General features: G+C 72.6%; 14 protein-coding genes. 6 read left to right on the top strand and 8 right to left on the bottom strand.

Annotated features, from left to right (window positions below):
* Nucleotides 1–13: 13 nt before the first annotated feature.
* Both KSED_RS13135 and KSED_RS13130 read left to right on the top strand, forming a co-directional pair.
* Entirely contained in the window at nt 14–1468 is a 1455-nt protein-coding gene (locus tag KSED_RS13135) for a CCA tRNA nucleotidyltransferase (RefSeq protein ID WP_015780560.1), read from the top strand.
* A gap of 40 nt (nt 1469–1508) precedes the next feature.
* Nucleotides 1509–2954, top strand: coding sequence for a DUF6395 domain-containing protein (locus tag KSED_RS13130; protein WP_015780559.1), 1446 nt, complete (start codon nt 1509–1511; stop codon nt 2952–2954).
* Here the strand turns inward: KSED_RS13130 and KSED_RS13125 are convergent.
* On the bottom strand, nt 2935–3153 hold the full coding sequence (locus KSED_RS13125) for a biotin/lipoyl-binding carrier protein (RefSeq protein ID WP_015780558.1): 219 nt from the start codon (nt 3151–3153) through the stop codon (nt 2935–2937). The genes KSED_RS13130 and KSED_RS13125 overlap by 20 nt on opposite strands.
* 115 nt (nt 3154–3268) lie before the next feature.
* On the opposite strand from KSED_RS13125, the gene KSED_RS13120 reads away from it, so the two are divergent.
* Nucleotides 3269–4582 (top strand): UDP-glucose dehydrogenase family protein, encoded by a 1314-nt coding sequence (locus tag KSED_RS13120; RefSeq protein WP_015780557.1) that lies wholly within the window; start codon nt 3269–3271, stop codon nt 4580–4582.
* A 74-nt stretch (nt 4583–4656) separates the two neighbouring features.
* Here the strand turns inward: KSED_RS13120 and KSED_RS13915 are convergent, their stop codons facing one another.
* Nucleotides 4657–6378: a glycosyltransferase gene (locus KSED_RS13915; protein ID WP_015780556.1), complete on the bottom strand. Its 1722-nt coding sequence runs from the start codon at nt 6376–6378 to the stop codon at nt 4657–4659.
* 243 nt (nt 6379–6621) lie between these two features.
* Here KSED_RS13915 and wecB point away from each other — a divergent pair, with 243 nt between their 5' ends.
* From wecB to KSED_RS13100, 3 genes are all read left to right on the top strand, one after another.
* Nucleotides 6622–7731, top strand: coding sequence for a non-hydrolyzing UDP-N-acetylglucosamine 2-epimerase (wecB, locus tag KSED_RS13110; RefSeq protein ID WP_015780555.1), 1110 nt, complete (start codon nt 6622–6624; stop codon nt 7729–7731).
* A complete protein-coding gene (locus KSED_RS13105; protein WP_015780554.1) occupies nt 7731–9620 on the top strand; it encodes a glycosyltransferase family protein in 1890 nt (629 codons plus the stop codon). Before wecB ends, KSED_RS13105 begins: the two co-directional genes overlap by 1 nt.
* A gap of 173 nt (nt 9621–9793) precedes the next feature.
* Entirely contained in the window at nt 9794–11956 is a 2163-nt protein-coding gene (locus tag KSED_RS13100; protein WP_015780553.1) for an acyltransferase family protein, read from the top strand.
* A 24-nt stretch (nt 11957–11980) separates the two neighbouring features.
* Here the strand turns inward: KSED_RS13100 and KSED_RS15505 are convergent, their stop codons facing one another.
* The 6 genes from KSED_RS15505 to KSED_RS13070 are packed head-to-tail and all read right to left on the bottom strand — an operon-like array spanning nt 11981 to nt 20229.
* Nucleotides 11981–14152: a glycosyltransferase family 4 protein gene (locus tag KSED_RS15505; RefSeq protein WP_015780552.1), complete on the bottom strand. Its 2172-nt coding sequence runs from the start codon at nt 14150–14152 to the stop codon at nt 11981–11983.
* 38 nt (nt 14153–14190) lie between these two features.
* Nucleotides 14191–16044 (bottom strand): glycosyltransferase family A protein, encoded by a 1854-nt coding sequence (locus KSED_RS13910; protein WP_015780551.1) that lies wholly within the window; start codon nt 16042–16044, stop codon nt 14191–14193.
* A gap of 28 nt (nt 16045–16072) precedes the next feature.
* Nucleotides 16073–17236: a glycosyltransferase family 4 protein gene (locus tag KSED_RS13085; RefSeq protein WP_015780550.1), complete on the bottom strand. Its 1164-nt coding sequence runs from the start codon at nt 17234–17236 to the stop codon at nt 16073–16075.
* A 2-nt stretch (nt 17237–17238) separates the two neighbouring features.
* Nucleotides 17239–18033 carry an ABC transporter ATP-binding protein gene (locus tag KSED_RS13080; protein ID WP_015780549.1) on the bottom strand — a complete coding sequence of 265 codons (795 nt, stop codon included), beginning with the start codon at nt 18031–18033 and terminating at the stop codon, nt 17239–17241.
* A complete protein-coding gene (locus tag KSED_RS13075) occupies nt 18020–18967 on the bottom strand; it encodes an ABC transporter permease (RefSeq protein WP_015780548.1) in 948 nt (315 codons plus the stop codon). Before KSED_RS13075 ends, KSED_RS13080 begins: the two co-directional genes overlap by 14 nt.
* A complete protein-coding gene (locus KSED_RS13070) occupies nt 18964–20229 on the bottom strand; it encodes a nucleotide sugar dehydrogenase (protein ID WP_041290970.1) in 1266 nt (421 codons plus the stop codon). The genes KSED_RS13075 and KSED_RS13070 overlap by 4 nt, the downstream gene beginning before the upstream one ends.
* Nucleotides 20230–20291 lie beyond the last annotated feature (62 nt).

Below are 20291 nucleotides of genomic sequence, written 5' to 3'. Positions count from 1 at the left end.
GCGTGGTCCCACCGTGAGCGAGACCCCCACCCAGACCCTGCTGCAGCGAGCCGTCCGCCACCTGGCGCCCGTGATGCCGCTGCTGACCGAGGTCGGCGAGCGGTTCGCCGCCGCCGGGTACGAGCTCGCGCTGGTCGGGGGGCCGGTGCGCGATGCCTTCCTGGGCCGCACCTCACCGGACCTGGACCTGACCACCGACGCGCGCCCGGACGACATCGAGAAGGTGCTCGCGGGCTGGGCGGACGCCACCTGGGACCTGGGGCGAGCGTTCGGCACCATCGGCGCGCGCAAGGGGGAGACGACCCTCGAGGTCACCACCTACCGCTCGGACATCTACGACCGGGCCAGCCGCAAGCCGGAGGTGTGCTTCGGCCACGACCTGGCCGACGACCTGGTGCGCCGGGACTTCACCGTCAACGCGATGGCGCTGCGCCTGCCGGACCTGGGGTTCGTGGACCCGCACGGCGGCCTGGCGGCGCTGCAGGCGGGGGAGCTGGACACCCCGACGGCGCCTGAGGAGTCCTTCGCCGACGACCCGCTGCGCATGATGCGGGCCTGCCGCTTCGCCGCCCAGCTCGGCCTGGTGCCCTCCGAGCGGGTGATGGACGCGATGAAGGACATGGCGCCCTCGCTGGAGATCATCTCCGCCGAGCGGATCCGTGACGAGTTCACCAAGCTGATCCTCTCGGACCACCCACGGGCCGGGCTTGAGGTGTTCGTGCACACCGGGCTGGCTGAGCAGGTCGTCCCCGAGCTGCCCGCGCTCCAGCTGGAGCGCGACGAGCACCACCGTCACAAGGACGTCTACGAGCACTCCCTCATCGTGCTGGAGCAGGCGATGGACCTGGAGGGGCCGCGCGAGGGCGCCGCCGAGGAGGTGCCGCACGGGGACCTCGTGCTGCGCCTGGCAGCGCTGCTGCACGACATCGGCAAGCCGGCGACCCGCCGTTTCCTGCCCGGCGGACGGGTGAGTTTCCACCACCACGAGATCGTGGGGGCCAAGCTCGCTCGCAAGCGGCTGCGTGCGCTGCGCTACGACAAGGACACGATTCGCGACGTGGTGCGGCTGATCGAGCTGCACCTGCGTTTCCACGGGTACGGCGACGGGGAGTGGACCGATTCCGCGGTGCGCCGGTACGTCACCGATGCCGGGCCGTTGCTCTCGCGCCTGCACCTGCTGACCCGGGCGGACTGCACCACGCGCAACCAGCGCAAGGCACGGCGGCTGGCGCAGACCTACGACGCGCTGGAGGAGCGGATCGACCGCATCCAGGCCGAGGAGGAGCTGGCTGCGGTGCGACCGGACCTCAACGGGCACCAGATCTCCGAGGTGTTGGGCATCCCGCCCGGCCCGGTGCTGGGCGAGGCCTACGACCACCTGCTGCAGTTCCGGCTCGATGCCGGCCCGGTGGGGCCCGAGGCCGCCGCCGAGGAGCTGCGGCGGTGGTGGGCCGCCCGCGAGGGCTGAGCACAGTAGCCTCACGGGGACAGGACCCTCAGGAGGCTGCATGCGCGTCAGGACGACCCACGAGGGTGCCCGACTGGTCCTGCGGCTGACCCCGCGGGGGCGTGAGCCGCGGGGATCCTTTCCCCACATGGTGGCGCGGTCGGTCACCTTCGACCCCGTGCCGACCGATGCGGTGCACCCCGACCTGGTGGCGCTGGTGGCCCTGCTCTGCGTGCACCCGTGGCAGGACGGGCGGCTGGAGATGGACCGGCCGGTCTCGCAGGTGTTCGCTGCGGCCGCGCAGTATGGCTTGGGTATCGAGGTGGGCCCGGTGGACCCCGCGGTGGAGCCCCGGCCCTGCCCGCAGGGCGGCCCGGTCGCCCTGGCCTACAGCGGAGGGGTGGACTGCACGGCCGCGCTGGAGGTGCTCGGCGCCACGGCCCACGCCTACTACCAACAGCGACACCGCTTCGACGACCAGCCGCTGGGCGGGAAGATCGACCCGGCGGCGGCGCTCGCGGCCGTCGCCTTCATCGCCGACCAGGGCATCGCCACCCGGGTGGTGCGCACCGACGTGGAGTTCCTGCGCGACCCCATGGGCTTCCCCCACGACCTGCAGAACGCGGCCCCTGCACTGCTGTGGGCGGGGCACGACGGCACCTCGGCCCTGTCCTGGGGAACGGTGCTGACCTCGGCCACCATGCTCGGTGCCACGGCCTACCGCCCCTATGAGCAGAGCCCCTTCGTGGCCGAGTTCGGCCCGGTCTTCCAGGCAGTCGGGTTGCCGGTGGCCAACGTGGTGGCCGGTGTCAGCGAGGTGGGGACGGCCGTCATCGCCGCCCGGTCCGCGTACGGTCCGCCGGCCGCCTCCTGCCAGCGGGGCGAGCCCGGCAGGCCCTGCATGCGGTGCTGGAAGTGCGGGCGCAAGACGCTGTCGACGCTCGGGGTGACCGACGAGTGGCCCCCGGGTGCCGAGCTGGACCGCTTCCTCCAGCAGGAGGAGATCGCCCGCAACCTGCGACGGCGGCCGATCAAGGTGGAGGTGGCGCTCGCGTGGGCGGCCGCCCGGTACGCCGCATCGTCCACCGCCGACCACGAGTCGCGGGTGATGGCGGCCCTGCACGACCTGACCAGGGGGAACGACGCCACGCCGCTGGAGGCCTCCTTCACGCCGGCGCTGGACCCCCTGCCCGCGCGCCTGCGCCCCGAGGTGGAGGAGTCCCTGGCCCGCCACCTGGACCCGATGTCCCCCGAGCAGGAGCAGTGGGTGCGGGACTGGACGCTGGAGTCGCACGGCAGCCCGGCGGACCGCGATGCGGCCCGGGCGCGCCTCGCGGAGGCCCTGGACCCGGCGACGAACCCGGTGGGCGGCGAGGACTTCGACCCCACGACCATGGCGCCGCGCCAGCCACGTCGGCAGCCGGACACCGACGACCGCCCGGGGGTGCGGGCCCGCCTCGGGTCACGCGTGGCCGCGCGGTGGCCCTTCAGTCGCTCAGGACGATGAGGGAGTCGCCCTCCTGCACCAGGTCACCGGGGGCGATGTGGACGGCCTCGACGGTGCCGGGGGCCTCGGCCAGCACCGGGATCTCCATCTTCATGGACTCCAGGAGCGCCACCTCCGTCCCGGCCTCGACCTGCTGGCCGACGGTCACGTGCACGGCGGCCACGTTCGCCACGAGTTCGGAGAGGATCTGCTGGCTCATGTGGTGATTCTCGCACCGGCGCGGGCTCGGAGCACGGACTGACGCCCGGGAGGGCGGTGGTCGCATAGTGTGAGCCGAACCCGCGAGGGCCCGTGAGGGCAGAGGAGGCACGCGAATGCGCGTTGCAGTGATCGGTACCGGTTACCTGGGGGCGGTGCACGCCGCCGGGATGGCCCAGTTGGGCTTCCAGACGGTGGGCGTGGACGTGGACCAGGCCAAGGTGGATCGGCTGCAGGCCGGGACCAGCCCGTTCTACGAGCCGGACTTCGAGCCGATCCTGGCTGAGCAGGTGGCTTCGGGCAGGTTGCGGTTCACGACCGACTTCTCGCAGATCTCGGATGCGGACGTGGTGTTCATCGGGGTGGGGACGCCGCAGAAGGCCGACTCGCACGCGGCGGACCTGACGTACATCGACGCGGCGATCGCCTCGATCACCCCGCACCTGAAGGACGGTGCGCTGGTGGCGGGTAAGTCGACGGTGCCGGTGGGCACGGCGCAGCGGTTGGCCGAGTACATCGCCGAGCACACCGCCGATGGGGTGACGGCCGAGCTGGCGTGGAACCCGGAGTTCCTGCGTGAGGGCTTCGCCGTGCAGGACACGCTGCACCCCGACCGGTTGGTGTTCGGTGTGACCAGTGACCGGGCGGAGTCGATCCTGCGGGAGGTGTACGCCCGCACCATCGAGCAGGACGGCACGCCGGTGGTGGTCACCGACCTGCCGACCGCCGAGCTGGTGAAGGTGGCGGCGAACAGCTTCTTGGCCACGAAGATCTCGTTCATCAACGCGATGGCCGAGATCTGTGAGTTCGCCGGGGCGGACGTGACGAAGCTGGCTGACGCGATCGGGCACGACGACCGCATCGGTCGCAAGTTCCTCAATGCCGGGGTCGGTTTCGGCGGCGGCTGCCTGCCCAAGGACATCCGCGCCTTCTCCGCCCGCGCCGGGGAGCTCGGTGCCGGCCACGCGCTGGAGTTCCTCGCCGAGATCGACAAGATCAACTCGCGCCGACGCGATCACGTGGTGGAGCTGGCCAAGCAGGAGCTGGGTGGTGACCTGCGGGATCGCAAGGTGGCCGTGCTGGGTGCGAGCTTCAAGCCGAACTCCGACGACGTGCGTGACTCCCCGGCGTTGGCGGTGGCCGGGGCGTTGCACCTGGCCGGTGCGGACGTGCGCGTGTACGACCCCAAGGGCATGGAGAACGCCGCGAAGGTGTACCCGCCGCTGACCTATGCGGACTCCGCCGAGGCGGCGATCGCCGACGCCGAGCTGGTGGTACACCTGACCGAGTGGCAGGAGTTCAAGGACCTAGACCCCGCGGTGTTGGTCGAGACCGTGGGCACGCCGACCATCATCGACGGGCGCAACGCGCTGGACCCGGTGGCCTGGCGGGCCGCGGGGTGGACCTACATCGGTCTGGGTCGCCCCTGAGCCACCGCCCCGCCGGCCCCGCGGTGGGCGTCGCCCCTCGGGTGGCGCCCACCGTCGTGCGCGGGGCGTGAGGATCAGACCCGGTTGGTGAGCATCGCGTACAGCCGGGTGCTGCGCCGGGCCACGACCTCCCAGGTGGCGTTCCGGTCCACCCAGGCCGCGGCGCGCTCGGCGGATCGCTCGCGCGCCGCCCGGGCCTCCGGACCAGGGCGGGTCCAGCGGCCCATCGCCGCGGCCCAGTCCTCCACCCGGGGCGGGACGGCCTCGCCCCGGCCGTCCTCGACGAGCTCGGCCAGCGGGGGCAGGTCGGACACCAGCACCGGTGAGTCGGCCGCCATCGCGCTGAGGGGCTTGAGCGGCGTCACCAGGCGGGTGACGGGGGTGTCCAGGCGGGGGACGCAGACGAGGTCGATGGCGGCGTGCCATGACGGGACCTCGGTGTGCGGGACACGACCGACGAGGTGCACGCGGTCGGCGAACTCGGCCGGCAGCGCGGCGACCGCGGCGCGGACCGTGGACCCACTGGGGCCATCGCCGACCACCACCAGGTGACCGGGGTCGGCGGGGTGCTCGGTGCAGTGCCGCGCGAAGGCGTGCACGAGCATCTCCGTGCCCTCGTACTCGTTCAGGCTGGAGATGACGCCCAGCACCACTTCCTCCGGCCCGATCCCGAGCCCCCGGCGGTGCGCCCGGCCGCGGGCCGCGGTGGCCGGGTCGTCGACCGCCGCCAGCTCGTCGGCGGGGGCCGCGTTGCTCAGCACGTGGACCCGCTCGGCGGGGACCCCCCGCTCCACGATGACGCGCCGCATGGTCTCCGAGAGGGTGGTCACCGCGTCCGCCGCGAGCATGCACGTCGTCTCGGCCTCCCGGGTGCGGTGGTAGTTCTCCGAGGCGGGGTCGCCACCCCGCGTCACCCAGGTCTCCTCGAGGAAGCCGCGCACCTCGTAGACCACCGGGATACCGAGACGGCGGCCGACGGCCAGAGCCACCTGGGCGTTGCTGAAACGGGTGTGCGCGTGCAGGACGGCGGGGCGCACCCGGCGGGCCAGGGCCGTGAGCTCCTCCACGTGCAGGGCCAGCGCCCGGTCGTCGCCCAGCGGCAGCGAACCCGGCAGGAGCAGGTGGTGCGGCACGCCCTCCACCGTGTGCTCGGTGCCGTGGGGCAGGAAGCCGGAGTCCACCGGGAAGCCCAGCCGGGTGGCCACCTCCGGGTGCCATCCCTCGCGCTGCTGGGCCGTCGTGAGGCCCAGGGTCCGCAGGGTGTACCCCGCCTGCACCCAAGGCAGCGAGTTGGTCACCACGTGCAGCACGACCCCGGGGCGCGGGGCGGGGGCGTCGGGGTCCGGGGTCAGGCCCTCCCAGGGGCGGGCGGCGATGGCCGCGCGCTCACCCTCGATGCGCTCCCGCATCCACCGGGCGCGCAGACCGCCGGTGCGGTCCAGCACCTCCAGCGCCCGGTCGCGGTGCCCGGCGTCCCGGTGCGCCAGCGCACGGGCGGGGTGTTGCACGTCGGCGGCATCCAACCGCTGCAGGGCGGTGCGGTGCGCCCGCTGCGCGTGGACCACTGCGGCCACCCGGACGACGGTGGGCAGGAGGTGGGCGGGTCGGGTGCGGGCGAGCTTCTCGAGCTGGACGCGTGCCTCCGCGCTCCGGCCGTCGGCGTCCAGGGCCAGGGCACGCAGGGCCGGGGGGACGGCCGGAACGGACAGGACCGTGCGGGCGATGACCGAGGGGGCGGCCCGCAGCGCGACGGACAGCAGCTTGAGGCTGTCGGTCGTGAGGTGTCGGGCAGCCACCGCGAGGCAGAGCCGGGTCGTCCTGGACAGGCGCGGTTCGATCGGGGACCTCCGTGCGTCGTCCCGGTCCGCCGGGACCGGGGTGAGGGGACCCGGAAGGGGTTAGGCTCCGGAACTCTACGTCGACGGCCCGAAGATGTCCACGGGCGCACCCGGCCCGGGCGACGGCGGGTGGGTCCACCGCGCCAGTACCGTGGTGACCAGCCGACGACGACCCCGGCGCCCGACGAATGGGAGAACAGCATGTCCGCACTCGTGGTCCACGTGACCGGTGCCCGTCCGAACTTCCCGAAGGTGGCACCGGTGATGCGTGCCCTGGACGCCGAGGGCATCGACCAGCTGCTGGTCCACACCGGGCAGCACTACGACGAGAAGATGTCCGACGTGTTCTTCCGGCAGCTGGGCATCCCCGAGCCGGACGTGAACCTCGGGGTCGGTTCGGGTGCCCACGGTGAGCAGACCGCGCGGATCATGATCGGCCTGGAGGAACTCTTCACCGAGCGGCAGCCCGACCTGGTGGTGGTCTACGGGGACGTGAACTCGACGGTGGCGGCCTCGCTGGTGGCCTCGAAGATGGGCATCGACACCGCGCACGTGGAGGCCGGTCTGCGGTCCTTCGACCTGACGATGCCCGAGGAGATCAACCGGTTGGTCACCGACCGGCTGTCGACCCTGCTGCTGACCACGAGCCCGGACGCCAACGTGCACCTGGGCAACGAGGGTGCCGATCCCGACGCGGTGCACTTCGTGGGCAACCCGATGATCGACACGCTGCTGTCGAACCTGGACCGGTACGACACCGGTGCGGCCCTGGAGTCGCTGGCCGGGCAGGTGCCCGAGGGCGTCTCCGAGGGGGGGTACGCGGTGGTGACGGTGCACCGTCCGGGCAACGTGGACCGTCCGGAGGACGTGCAGGCGCTGGTGGGTTCGCTGCACTCGGTGGCCGACCGGGTGCCGGTGATCGTGCCGCTGCACCCGCGGGGTCGGGCCCGCCTGGAGGAGGCCGGGTTCATGGACCACGAGAACGTGCACGTGGTGGACCCGCTGGGGTACCTGGAGTTCATGGGTCTGGTGCGGGGGGCCGCCCTGGTGGTGACCGACTCCGGTGGTGTGCAGGAGGAGACCACGGTGCTGGGCGTGCCGTGCCTGACGGTGCGACCGAACACCGAGCGTCCGGTGACGATCACGCACGGCACGAACCAGTTGGTGACCCGGGAGGGGCTGGGCGAGGCCGCGGTGGCCGCCTTGGAGAAGGGCCGGCAGGCTGACCACCTGGTGCCGCCGCTGTGGGACGGGCATGCCGGTGAGCGCATCGCCCGCGTGATCGCCGGCCACCTGGCGGACCGCGCCTGATGGGGATCGCACGGCGGGCCGGCCGCATCGTCCGCCGCGGTCGCAGGGTGCTCACGGAGGCCGCGCGCGACCCGCAGCGGCGCCGGGAGCTGCCCGGCCGCCTGCGGCGCACCGTGGAGCGCGAAGCGACGCGCCTGCGCAGCGAGGCGGCCCGCCGTGCCGGGGCCCGGGTGCCCCTGCCCGCGCTGGACCTGCCCGACGGGCCGGTCGCCCGGCCGCAGGTGCGGGCCGCCGTCGTGCTGGACACCTTCAGCGAGCTGGGTTTCCGCTACGAGTGGGACCAGCACCCGGTGACCCCCGAGGGCTTCCGCAGCGAGATCGAGGCCGCGGACCCGCACCTGCTCTTCGTCGAGTCGGCCTGGAACGGCAACGGTGGCGCCTGGCGCCTGGCGATGACCGGCGAGGGTGCCCCGTCGCCGGAGCTGCGCGCACTGGTGGCCCTCTGTCGGGAGCGGGGCATCCCCACGGTCTTCTGGAACAAGGAGGACCCGCCCAACTACGACCGCTTCATCGAGACCGCCCGACTCTTCGACCGGGTGTGGACGGTGGACGCCGACCGGATTGAGGCCTACCGCGGGGACCTCGGTCACGACCGCGTCGGCCTGCTGCCCTTCGCCGCCCAGCCGCGGCTGCACAACCCGGTCCTGCACGGGGCCGGGCGTGCGCGGGAGGTCGCCTTCGCCGGCAGCTACTTCGCGGACAAGCACCCGGAGCGGCGCGAGCAGATGGACTATCTGCTGGGGGCCGCCCTGGACCACGGGCTGGAGATCTACTCCCGGCAGGCCGGCGGGGCGAAGCGGTACGCCTTCCCGAAACGCTTCCGCGGCGCAGTGGTGGGCTCCCTGCCCTACGAGAAGATGCTGGCGGCCTCCACCGCCTACAAGGTCTTCCTCAACGTGAACTCGGTGACCGCCTCGCCGACGATGTGCGCGCGCCGGCTGTTCGAGCTCTCGGCCGCGCAGACCCCCGTGGTCAGCGGGCCCGCCGCCGCCATCGAACCCTTCTTGGGGGACACGGTGACGGTGGTCCGCGACGAGCAGGAGGCCGAGCTGGCGCTGCGGGGCCTGCTGCAGCACCCCGAGCTCCGCGACCGGCAGGGACTGCTGGCGCACCGGCGCGTCTTCGACGCCCACCTGGCCACCCACCGGGTGGAGCAGGTGCTGGCCGCGATCGGCACCGACGCCCCCGCCCGGGTGCCCTCGGTGAGCGCCGTGGTGCCCACCATGCGCCCGCAGACCGCGGAACACGTGGTGCGCACCCTGGCGGCGCAGGTGCACCCGTCCACCGAGCTGGTGCTCGTGGCCCACGGGGTGGAAGTGGATGCAGACGCCGTGCGCGGGCTGGCGTCCGAGCACGGTCTGGAGCAGGTGCAGGTGCTGCGGGCGGATGCCGACCTGACCCTGGGTGCGGTGATGAACCTCGGCATCGAGGCCGCCGGAGGCGAGTACGTCGCCAAGATGGACGACGACAACCTCTACGGCGAGCACTACCTCTCGGACCTCGTGCGGGCCTTCAGCTGGACCGACGCGCAGGTGGTGGGCAAGTGGGCCCACTACGCCCACCTGAGCGCCAGCGGCGCCACCCTGCTGCGCTTCGCCGATCACGAGCACCGGTACACCGACCTCGTGCAGGGCGGCACCATGCTCATGCCGCGGGAGACCGCCCGCGAGCTGCGCTTCGAGGACCTCCCGCGCCGCGTGGACACGACCTTCTGCCAGAAGGTGCAGCGCGCCGGGGGCCGGGTGTACTCGTCGGACCGCTTCAACTTCGTCTCCGTGCGGGGTGGGGCCCCGGGTGCCCACACCTGGACCATCAGCGACGCGGAGCTGCTGGCCAAGCGCGGCCGCCTGGTCTCCTTCGGGGACCCGACCGGCCACGTCATGGTCTGAGACGCCCCCGGCCGCAACGGTTCCGACCGGCGCCCGCAGGGCACGGTGAGGGCAGCACCACAGCGCCGGAGCGTGCGCCGGACCCCCTCGGCGTGCAAGCATCCCGGGTCGACCTGTTTCGTTGGAGGGTGACGGAGCCGCTGCTGCGGGCCGCCCCGCCAGGAGGAGTTCCCATGACCGCAGCCGGTCGGACGGTGGAGGACAGCACCCCGCGCCGTCCCCGCAACACCCCGGACCCCCGGAGCTTCCGAGGGGACATCGAGGGCCTGCGCGCGATCGCCGTGGGCCTGGTGCTGCTGCACCACGTCCACTTCCCCGGGGTCACCGGCGGGTTCGCCGGCGTGGACATCTTCTTCGTCATCTCCGGGTACCTCATCACCTCCGGCCTGCTCAAGGAGGTGCAGGCCACCGGCACGGTCTCCATCCCGAGGTTCTACGCACGGCGCGCCCGGCGCCTGCTGCCGGCGGCCTCGCTGGTGCTCGTGTTCACCGCGGTGGTGGGTCTGTTCGTGCTGACGCGCAACGCCCTGGCGGACCTCGCCTCGGACGTGCTCACGGCCACCTTCTACGTCATCAACTGGGCGCTGGCCGGCCGGGCGGTGGACTACCTGGCCGAGGACTCCGCGCCCTCCCCGCTGCAGCACTACTGGTCGCTCTCGGTGGAGGAGCAGTACTACGTGGTCTGGCCGCTGCTCATCATCGCCGCGGCCTGGGTCGCCCGCCGCACGAGGCTGCGGGCCATGCCGCTCATCGGGGGCGTGCTGGCGGTCCTGCTCCTGGCCAGCCTCGTGCACTCCATCACACACACCGCCGCGGACCCGGCGACCGCCTACTTCTACACCACCACCCGCGTCTGGGAGCTCGCCGTCGGGGCGATGGTGGCGTACCTCGCCCCGCGCTTCCGCGGGATCCCGGCCGCGGCCGCCCAGGTGATGGCGGCGGTCGGCGTGGTGGCCCTGGTGGTGGCCGCGGTGGGCTACACCACGAAGACCCCCTGGCCAGGCTCCGCGGCGCTGCTGCCGGTGTTGGGCACCGCGCTGGTGATCGCCGCCGGGTGCAGCACCCCGAACACCCTCACCGGCCGCCTCCTGGGCATCGCGCCGATGCGCTTCATCGGCGGCATCTCCTACGCGCTGTACCTGTGGCACTGGCCGCTGCTGATCTTCCTGGCCGAGCTGCGCCCGGATTCCGGCCTGCTGGAACGACTGGTGGTGGTGGCCGTGGCGATCGCGCTGTCGTGGGCCACCAAGCTCCTCGTCGAGGACCCGGTCCGCTACCACAAGGCGCTCTCGCAGTCGGTGCCCAAGGCGCTGCTCATGGCGCTGGCGACGATGATGGCCAGCGCGGTGGCCGGTGCCGCCGTCTGGTCCGTGGCACCGAAGATGACCGGTACCCCGGACGACGCGAAGGGTGCTGTGGCGCTCGTGGCCGATGGTGCGAAGCCGGCGGAGAACGGGCAGAAGGACGGCCAGGACGTGCCCTACGCCCTGGTGGAGGACCCGGCGAAGGAGTACGACGAGTCCGGCCCGGTGTACCCGGAGCCCGCGCTCGCCCCCAAGGACGTCCCCTCGGTCTACGCCGACGACTGCCAGGCCAAGCAGGAGGCCACCGACCCCCCGGGCACGGACGACTGTGTCTACGGCAACGCCGAGGGTGACACCCGCGTGGCCGTGGTGGGTGACTCCAAGATGGTGCAGTGGATGCCGGCCCTCGAGGCCATCGCCAAGGAGGAGGACTGGCGACTGGAGGTGTACAACAAGTCCGCCTGCTCCTTCAGCACCGAGGGCAAGTACGACGAGTGCGAGGAGTACAACGGCAAACTCGTGGACCAGCTGGCGCAGGACGCTCCGGACCTGGTCTTCACCTCCACCGGTGACACCCAGAACGTGGACTCGATCTCGAAGAGCATGACCGAGAACCTCACCCGCCTGCAGGAGGGTGGCGCCCAGGTCGTGCTCATCGCCGACAACCCCTCCACGCAGGAGGGGGACATCGAGGGCGACAAGTCGGTCTACGAGTGCATGGAGGAGAACCCCGGCGACTACGGGAGGTGCTCCTACCCGATGAACGACGTCAACGGGAACACGGCGCTCAAGAAGGTGGACGAGGCGATGGACGGGGTCGAGTACGTCGACCTCAACCAGTACATCTGCCCCGACGGTGCCGACTGCCCCGCCGCGATCGGCGGCATGACCATCTACCGCCAGGGCTCGCACGTCACCGCGTCCTACATCCGCTCGCTGACGCCGATGCTGCACCAGGCGCTGGTGGACCACGGCATCGCGTTCAGCAAGGACGTGAAGGTCGAGGTGGCGCCCGAGGAGTCCGGGGACTGAGAACGCGAGGTCGTGCGCGCCGGCTCAGCGGGAGCCGAGCACCCGGTGGTAGGCCTCGTCGGCGATGGTCACGACGTCCGACCAGTCTCGCTGTTCGAGCACCCACTGGCGCGCCTGGCGACCCATCTGCTGGCGCAGCTCCGGGGAGTCCAGGTAGCGGCGGATGCAGTGCGCCAGCCCCTCGGCGGAGCCCTTCTCGAAGACCAGGCCGCGCTCGTCGGGGGCCACGATCTCGGTGAGGGCGGCCACGGAGCTGGAGATGACCGCCTTGCCCATCGCCATCGACTCGAAGGGTTTGATGGGGCTGATCAGCTCGCACACCGGCAGCGGCAGGCGCGTGAAGGGCGTGATGTCGAAGAGCGACAGGTAGCGCGGCACCTCGGCGTGCGGCACGCGACCGGTGAAGGTCACCACGTCGGCCAGGTCGAGCTCGGCGGCCAGACCGTGCAGGCGGGCCTGGTGGTGGCCGTCGCCGACGATGATCACGTGGAAGTCGTCGCGCTCGCGGCGCAGCTCGTCGGCGGCCTGCAGGATGAGTTCGATGCCCTCGTAGTCGACGAGGCCACCGGCGTAGCCGATGACGACCTTGTCCTGCACGCCCAGCTCGGCGGACAGCTCGGTGTCTCGGGCGCGCGGCTCGAAGTTGGCCGTGTGCACGCCGTTGGGCAGCACCACGATGCGGTCGGCCGGGCCGCCGCGGCGGATCATCTCCTCGCGCAGCGCCTCGGTGATCACGAAGGTGAGGTCGGCATGGCGCACGATGTGGTTCTCCAGCCCGGTCATGTACGCGTAGGACTCGGTCTGCTCGAAGTTCGGGCGGCGGGAGACCTTCATGAGGTCCTCCAGCCCGCGCATCTCGTAGACGAAGGGGATGCCCAGGCGCCGCGCCGCCTGCAGACCGGCCAGACCGTTGTTCTGGAAGCTGCTGGCGTGGATCAGCGAGGCCCGGTGCCGCACCGCGTGCTCGGCGATGCCGTCGGCGAAGCGGCTGATGTACGAGGCCATCGGCGTGTTGTCGTAGACGCGCTCGCCGGGCTCCAGCAGGCGGTTGTAGACGATCCCGTCGACCACGTCGTGCGGGGCCACGACGGTCTTCTTCTTGGCCGGCCAGCGGTCGTAGGGGAAGCCCAGGCGGGTGACGGCCTCCATGGTCCAGCCGAGATCGCGCAGACCGGTGATGACGCCGTGGGACCGGGTGGCGTAGCCGCCGGACTGGTGCGGCAGGCTCTGGGCGAGCACGCTCAGCACCGCGCGGGGGTCCGGCGTGTAGGGCGTGCTGGCCGCCGGCCGGTGGACCGGCCAGCCGTGCTCCACGATGGCCAGCTGGTCGGTGGCTTGGCGGTGGATGGCGCGGGCGTCCTTCTGCCCGCGGCGGTGCGAGATGGCGCGCTCGGTGAGGGTGGCCGCGGCCCGCAGGTGGCCGGCGCGCAAGGCGCTCTTGGCGGCCCACATGACCGGCCGGGTGGGGAACTCCTCCGGCGCGCAGCGGTGGAACTGCACCAGGGAGCGAATCTCCTCGTAGTCGCCCAGGTGGTTCAGCAGGGCGATGGCCACGGCCATGCCCTCGGGGCTGGTGGCGGCCTCCCGGTGGGCGATGGCGCGGACCTCGGCGGGGTCCTCGTGCTGCATGAGGATGGAGTCGCGGCGCACCTGGACGACCGTGCTCGGGTCGGCGGCGTTCGGCCAGGTGGCCACGTTGTCCAGGAAGCGGCGGGTGAGCTCCTGGTCGGGCGTGCGGAAGCGCTTCATGAGCAGGGCCGCGTCGGTGTGGTTGTTCGGGCGCACGCGCGTGGCCTGCTCCAGCAGCTCCTGCCGCCCCTCGTCGACGCCCAACTGGTCCAGCAGATCCAGGTGCCGGCCCAGGGCCGTGGAGTCCGGGGTGTCCCCGGAGGTGGACTCCTGGGCGGCCAGCAGTGCCTCGTCGTGGCGCCCCAGGCGGGCCAGGGCCAGGGCCCGCATCGAGTGACCCCTGGGGCCGAGCGCGGCAGGGTCCACCGCGTCCAGCACCGCCAGTGCACGGGCCGGGTCGGCGTTCTCGCGCATCTCGTGGTGGGCGCGGTACAGGATGACCCGCAGACCCAGCGGACCACCGGCCTGCGGCAGGCTGGCCAGCGGGCGGACGGGGAGGTTCTCCACGGTGCGCCGGGCGGAGGCCTTGGCGCGGCGGCGAAGGGCGGCCTGGTTGAGCGGGGACATGGTTCCTTTCGCGCGGTGCGGGCGCGCCGGGTCGTTCGTCAGAGGGAGGCGTGCGAGCGGGGGTCGCCGAAGAACTGTAGGTCGCCGGTGGCGGTCATGAAGGTCGAGTCGGTGACCGTCCACGTGTGGGCCGACCGATCGGTGCCGCGGACGGAGACGAAGTTGAAGCGGTCGGCGGAGTACACCTTCACACCCTCGGCCAGGGAGCGGTCCAGCACGTCGGAGTCGACGGCGCGCGGGATGTCGCTGAACCGGATGCGGCGCACGAGGTCGCCCGTGAAGAGCATCGCCCCGCCCTGGATGCGGCGCTCGTAGGTGTGCTCGGCGTCCGGGTAGCGCAGCACGACGGCGCCGGTGGAGCGCAGCCAGACCAGGTGGCACCACTTGCCGACGATGTCGGCGTCGGTGTACGTGAACGCCTCCACCAGGTCGGACAGGTAGCCCGGCCCGTAGAAGTTGTCGTCGTCCATCTTGGCGATGTAGCGGCCCGACGAGGCCTCGATGCCGAGGTTCATGCAGGAGCCGAGGGTCAGCGAGGCGTCGGCCCGCACCAGGACGAGCTGCTCCACCCCGGCCTCGGTGGCCTGGGCGCGCAGGGCGGCCTCGTCCACCTCCAGCCCGTGCAGCACCAGCACCAGCTCGACCTCGCGGTGGCGCTGGCGGGCGATGTTGGCCAGCACGTTGTCGAGCTCGTGGGTGCGGTTGGTGGGCACCACGGCCGAGACCGAGCGGTCGCGCACCGGCAGCTCCACGCCGGCTCCGGAGAGCAGCGCGGCGGCCCGGTGGGAGGCGGTGTGGGCGGCGAGCACCTCCCGGTGCAGCAGGTGCCCCTCACGGCTGCGCAGCTCCGGCTGCTGCATGCGGGCCACGACCTCGCTGCGGAACTGCTTCTGGTCGTCCGCGGAGGGGACCAGGGAGCCCAGGCCGCTGGGGAGACGTCCCCCGAGCCCTGCGGGCGTGACCAAGGGCGCACCGCTGGCCGCGGCCGCGACGGCGGTCCACGGTGCCAGCGGAGAGGTGGCGCTCAGGTCGGTGACGACGCCGGCGGTGGCCAGCGCGGCGAGGGCCTCGCCGCGGGACCCGGCCCGGTGCACCCGGCTCTCCAGGCCGGTCGGCAGGGTCACCGGGCTCGACTTGCCCGGCAGGCGCACCACTGGGGTCTCGGCCTCGGGCAGCGGCGCCAGCCCGCGGGCGAGCACCTCCTGCAGCGCGGTCCCGTCGGTGAGCTCCGGGAAGCCGTCCACCAGCGTGAACGCGCGGCCCGTGCGGCGGGCGACGCCGCCCCGCTCGACCGGGTTGGCGGTGCGCGGCTGGGCGGCGGCCTCGAGCAGCTCGACCGAGCGGCTCCAACGCGAGGCGGCCTCGGTGCGCAGCGACTCGTCGGTGGCCATCACCCGGTCCACCCCGGGGAGCCACGGGAGCTCGGACGGCTCGGGCAGCGGCCCGGCTGTGACCCACAGGGTGACCGGGACGCCGCGCTCGCGGGCCGCGGTCACCAGCGGTGCCACCCCCTGGGCGTCCCGACCCCAGCCCGGGACCCGGCCCGCCTGCAGCTCCAGCAGCAACAGGGCGGCGCCCTCCAGGGCGCCGTGCCCGCCGTCGGTGCGGTCCGCGGGGCGCTGGTCCCACTCCGGGGCCATCACCTCGGCCACGGTCGGGGAGAGCGCGGTGGCCACCGTCACGTCGAGGGCCGGCAGGCCGCGGGAGGGCTCGGGGGCCGCAGCGAGGTCGTGGTCCTCGACGCCGGTGGGTGCGTCCTGCGGGGAGGCCGCGCGCGAGACCTCCGGGGCCACCTGCTCCCGGGCGCTGGTCCGACGCACCACCGAGCGCACCAGACGGCGGGCGGCGCGGGCGGGGCGACGGAGGGGTGAGGGGACGGAGGGTGCGGCCATGGAGGGTCCTCCTGGGACTCGATCGAGGTCAGCGGTGACGATATCGCGGGGCGGCGCCCGACAGGGCCGGTCGAGGCGTTCCGTGGGCCACGTCCTGCAGGGCGCCGAGGAAGACCGGTGCGGTGGCCGCCCAGGAGTGCTCGGCGACCGCCTCCCTCCGCGCGGCCCGTCCCAGCCGGGTGCGCAGCGCCGGGTCCTGCCGCCACGCCAGCAGGGTCGGCAGGGCCCGCTCGACACCGGGGGGCCCGAAGGGCACCACCGCTCCGCAGCCGGCGCGCTCCACGGCCTTGACGGCCAGCGGGAGCGGGGTGGTGACCACCGGCAGGCCGTGGGCCATGTACTCCAGCACCTTCGTGGGCATCGAGTGGCGGAAGTTCGGCAGGTCGCCCAGCAGGCTCACGCCCGCCAGGGCACCGTCGAGCATCGCGGCCGCGCGGGCGTTGGGCACGAACCCGTGGTGCACCAGGTCCCCGCGCCGGTGGGCGGCGGCGAGGGTGGCAGCGCACTCGCCGGTCGCCGGCCCGATGACGTGGAGCGTGCACGCGCCGTCGGTGGCCCGCCGCAGCCCCGTCCCCAGCGCGACGAGCTCGTCGCTCCCGCGCAGCCGGGTGACGTTGCCGAGGTAGACCACCCGGTCGGTCCCCGGGGCGGGGGGTTCGGTGGCCGGCACGGGGACGGTGTTGGGCACCACCGTGTGGACCCGGGAGAAGCGGTCGGCGTAGGCGTGCTCGGCCAGCAGCAGGGTCAGGTGCCGCTCGGCCAGGCGCTCGACCCAGCGGACGGCGCGGGCCGCCCAGGCCCCCGTCGGCCCGGGCAGGTAGGACCGGGTGGGCAGGGCCGCGGCGGGGTCCTCGTGCACGTCCCAGACCACGCGGTCGGCCACCCCGGAGAAGGGCACCAGCAGGAGCAGCTCAGGGTCGTGCAGGACCACGGCGTCGTGGCGGGGGCCCTCGGTGCGCAGCACGTGCAGCGCGGCCCGCAGGGCGGCCAGCCGGCGACGCCCGGAGGCGTGCGGCAGGTCGATGCCGGTCAGCGGACGCTCCGGAGCCGCCACGGGGACAGGCAGGCCGTGCGCCGACCACGCGCCGGCCTGCGTGACCTCCCAGCCCGCACCGAGCATGGCGGCCACCTGGCGCTCGTGGATGCGGGCGTCCTCCGGGTGGTGCACCGTGCTGACGACCAGGACGCGCACGCTCAGCCCTTCTTCCGGGGCCCCCGGGGAGCCTTCTCGTAGGCCGAGAGGACCTCCTCGACGGGGCCGTCCATGTGCACCCGCCCGGTGTCCATCCAGATCGCGCGGTCGCACTGCTTGCGGATCATCGCGTTGGAGTGGCTGACCATGAACACGGTGCCGGCCTCGGAGCGGATCTCGGCGATCCGCTTCTGCGCCCGCTCCTTGAAGTCCGCATCGCCCGTGGCCAGGGCCTCGTCCACCACCAGCACGTCCGGCACCACCGCGGTGGAGATGGCGAAGCGCAGCCGTGCCGCCATGCCCGAGGAGTACGACTTCATGGGCAGGTTCACCGCATCGCCCAGGCCGGAGAACTCGACGATCGAGTCCAGGCGCTGGGTGACCTCGTGCTTGGTCATGCCCAGGGCCTGGCAGCCGATCTGGATGTTGCGCACTCCCGACAGGGTGGGCATCAGCACCGCGTTCACGCCGAGCAGGGTGCTCTGCCCCTGCACCCAGATGCGACCGGACGACGGCGGGATCAACCCGGCGATGGCGCGCAGCAGGGTGGACTTGCCCGAGCCGTTGCGGCCGATGAGGCCGATGGACTCCCCGCGGTGGGCCACCAGGCTCACGTCGCGGACGGCGTGCACGAGGTCCTGCCCACCGCCGATGGCGCGGTGGCCCGCACGCGCGAGGGCGCCGCGGCGGCCCTCCCGGTCCTGCTGGGCCGCGCGGTGCTCGCCGGTGCCGAAGATGCGGTAGTGGATGTCGACGTGGTCGACCACGACGGTGGGGACGCGCTCATCCGCGGCCATAGGTGCCCTCCCCGCGCCAGAAGAAGAGGAGGCCGAACACCGGCAGGGCCACGGCCCAGCCCAGCGCGACGAGCCACGTGGTGGGGTCCAGGGGTGCCTCGGCCATGAGGCTCTCCCGCACCAGTCGCAGCATCACGGCCACCGGCTGGTAGTTCATGACGAGCACGAGCCACTGGGGGGCGTCCATGCGGCCCAGGTAGTGCTCGACGCTGTAGAAGACACCCGACACGTAGCGCAGCAGGCGGATCAGCAGCGGGATGAAGTTGGCGGCGTCCCGCGAGTCGTGGACGACGCGCGCCAGGATCAGGCCGATCCCCATCGACATCGAACCGATGAGGAGCAGGGCCACCGGGAACATCAGCCACTCCCACGACGGACGCTCGCCGGTGACCAGCATGATCACCAGCAGCACCACGAAGGTGGGGGCGGCAGCCACGAGCTCGGTGAGCACCTTGGAGATCGGCAGCAGTGCCCGGGGGAAGGCCAGGGAGCGCACCAGCTGCATGGAGCCGGTCACCGCCCGGGCGCCCGAGCTCATCACCGTCGACAGGAAGACGAAGGTGAAGATGCCCGCGGTGAGGAAGCCGACGTAGTTGTCGGTGCCGTCACGGGTGTCCAGCAGCAGGCCGAAGATCAGGTAGTAGGCCGCCGCGAGCATGATCGGGTTCAGGATCGTCCACACCTGACCCAGGCGGGACTCCTGCGTCTTCGCGAAGGCCTGCGCGGTGGACAGCGTCCACAGGAACTGTCGCCGGCCCCACAGCTCGCGGAGGTACTCCCCGAAGGGAGGGCGGTGCCCTACGCGCCGCAGACCATGCTGCGTGGCGATCGCCTCGAGCTCCGCGGGGCTGGGAACGCCGTCGCCGGCCGCGGTCGCTGACGAGGGGTCAGCAGCCGGGCCGGCGGGCGTGACCCCGGTGGGGTCGGGGGTCACAGGCGGTGGCTGGTCTCGGAGTCGGTGGTGACGCCGCGGGTGTCGAGCATGCGGGTCGCGGCGCTGGCCAGGGCGTCCACGTCGTACTCGCGGTGGTTCTGGACCAGGATGGTCAGGTCGGCGTCCTTGACGCCCTGCAGGGCGTCGGTGACCTTGGTGGCGTCGTCGCCCAGGGCGCGCCAGGTGTCGACCTTGGGGTCGTGGAACTGGACCTTCGCGCCCTTGGCGACCAGGGCCTTGGCCAGGGGGACGGCCGGGGACTCGCGCTGGTCGGCGATGTTGGGCTTGTAGGTGACGCCCAGCAGCAGGACGGTGGCGCCGTTGAGGGCCTTGCCGTCCTCGTTGAGGGCGTCCTGGGCGCGGGAGACGACGTAGTTCGGCATCTGAGAGTTGATCTCCTGGGCCAGCTCGACGAACCGGAAGGGGTAGCCCAAACGGGAGCGCACGTTGTGGCTCAGGTAGTTCGGGTCGATCGGGATGCAGTGGCCGCCGACGCCGGGGCCGGGGTAGAAGGCCTGGAAACCGAACGGCTTGGACTTCGCGGCGTCGATGACGTCCCACAGGTCGATGCCGAGGTCGTGGCAGAAACGGGCCATCTCGTTGACCAAGGCGATGTTGATGTGCCGGTAGGTGTTCTCCAGCAGCTTGGCGGTCTCGGCCTCGCGGGTGCCCTTGGCGCGCACGACGGTGTCGACGAACTGCTCGTAGAAGGCGGCGGCGGCGTCGCCGGACTCGGGGGTGTAGCCGCCGACGACCTTGGGGGTGTTCTTCGCGCCGAACTTCTCGTTGCCCGGGTCGATGCGCTCGGGGGAGAAGGCCAGGTGGAAGTCCTTCCCGGCGGTCAGGCCGGAGGCCTCCTCCAGGATGGGGCGCACGACCTCGTCGGTGGTGCCGGGGTAGGTCGTGGACTCCAGGATCACGGTCATGCCGGCCTTGAGGTTGCGGCCGATGGCCGCGGTGGCGCCCTCGACGGCGCGCAGGTCGGGGCCGCCCTCGTCGGACAGGGGGGTGGGCACGCAGATCACGACCGTCTTGGCCTCGCCGATGCGGGCCTCGTCGGTGCTGGCCTGGTACCCGGCGGACAGCATCTCGGCGATGTCGGCGTCCGAGAGGTCGTCCACGTGGGACACCCCCGAGTTCAGGGCGTCGACCAGGGACTGGGTGATGTCGTAACCGATCACCGTCAGCCCCGCCTTGGTGGCCTCCTGGGCCAGAGGGAGGCCGACATAGCCCTGCCCCACGATCACAACATCCGCAGCCACGAGAACTCCTTCTCAGATCTGCCTGCACCGGTGGCAGGCCACACTCGTCGTCGTCATGCTAC

The sequence above is a fragment of the Kytococcus sedentarius DSM 20547 genome, from assembly GCF_000023925.1.
GTDB classification, from domain to species: Bacteria; Actinomycetota; Actinomycetes; order Actinomycetales; family Dermatophilaceae; genus Kytococcus; species Kytococcus sedentarius.
Note: the sequence above shows the minus strand (reverse complement) of the source record. Positions and strands in the feature narration are given on the sequence as shown.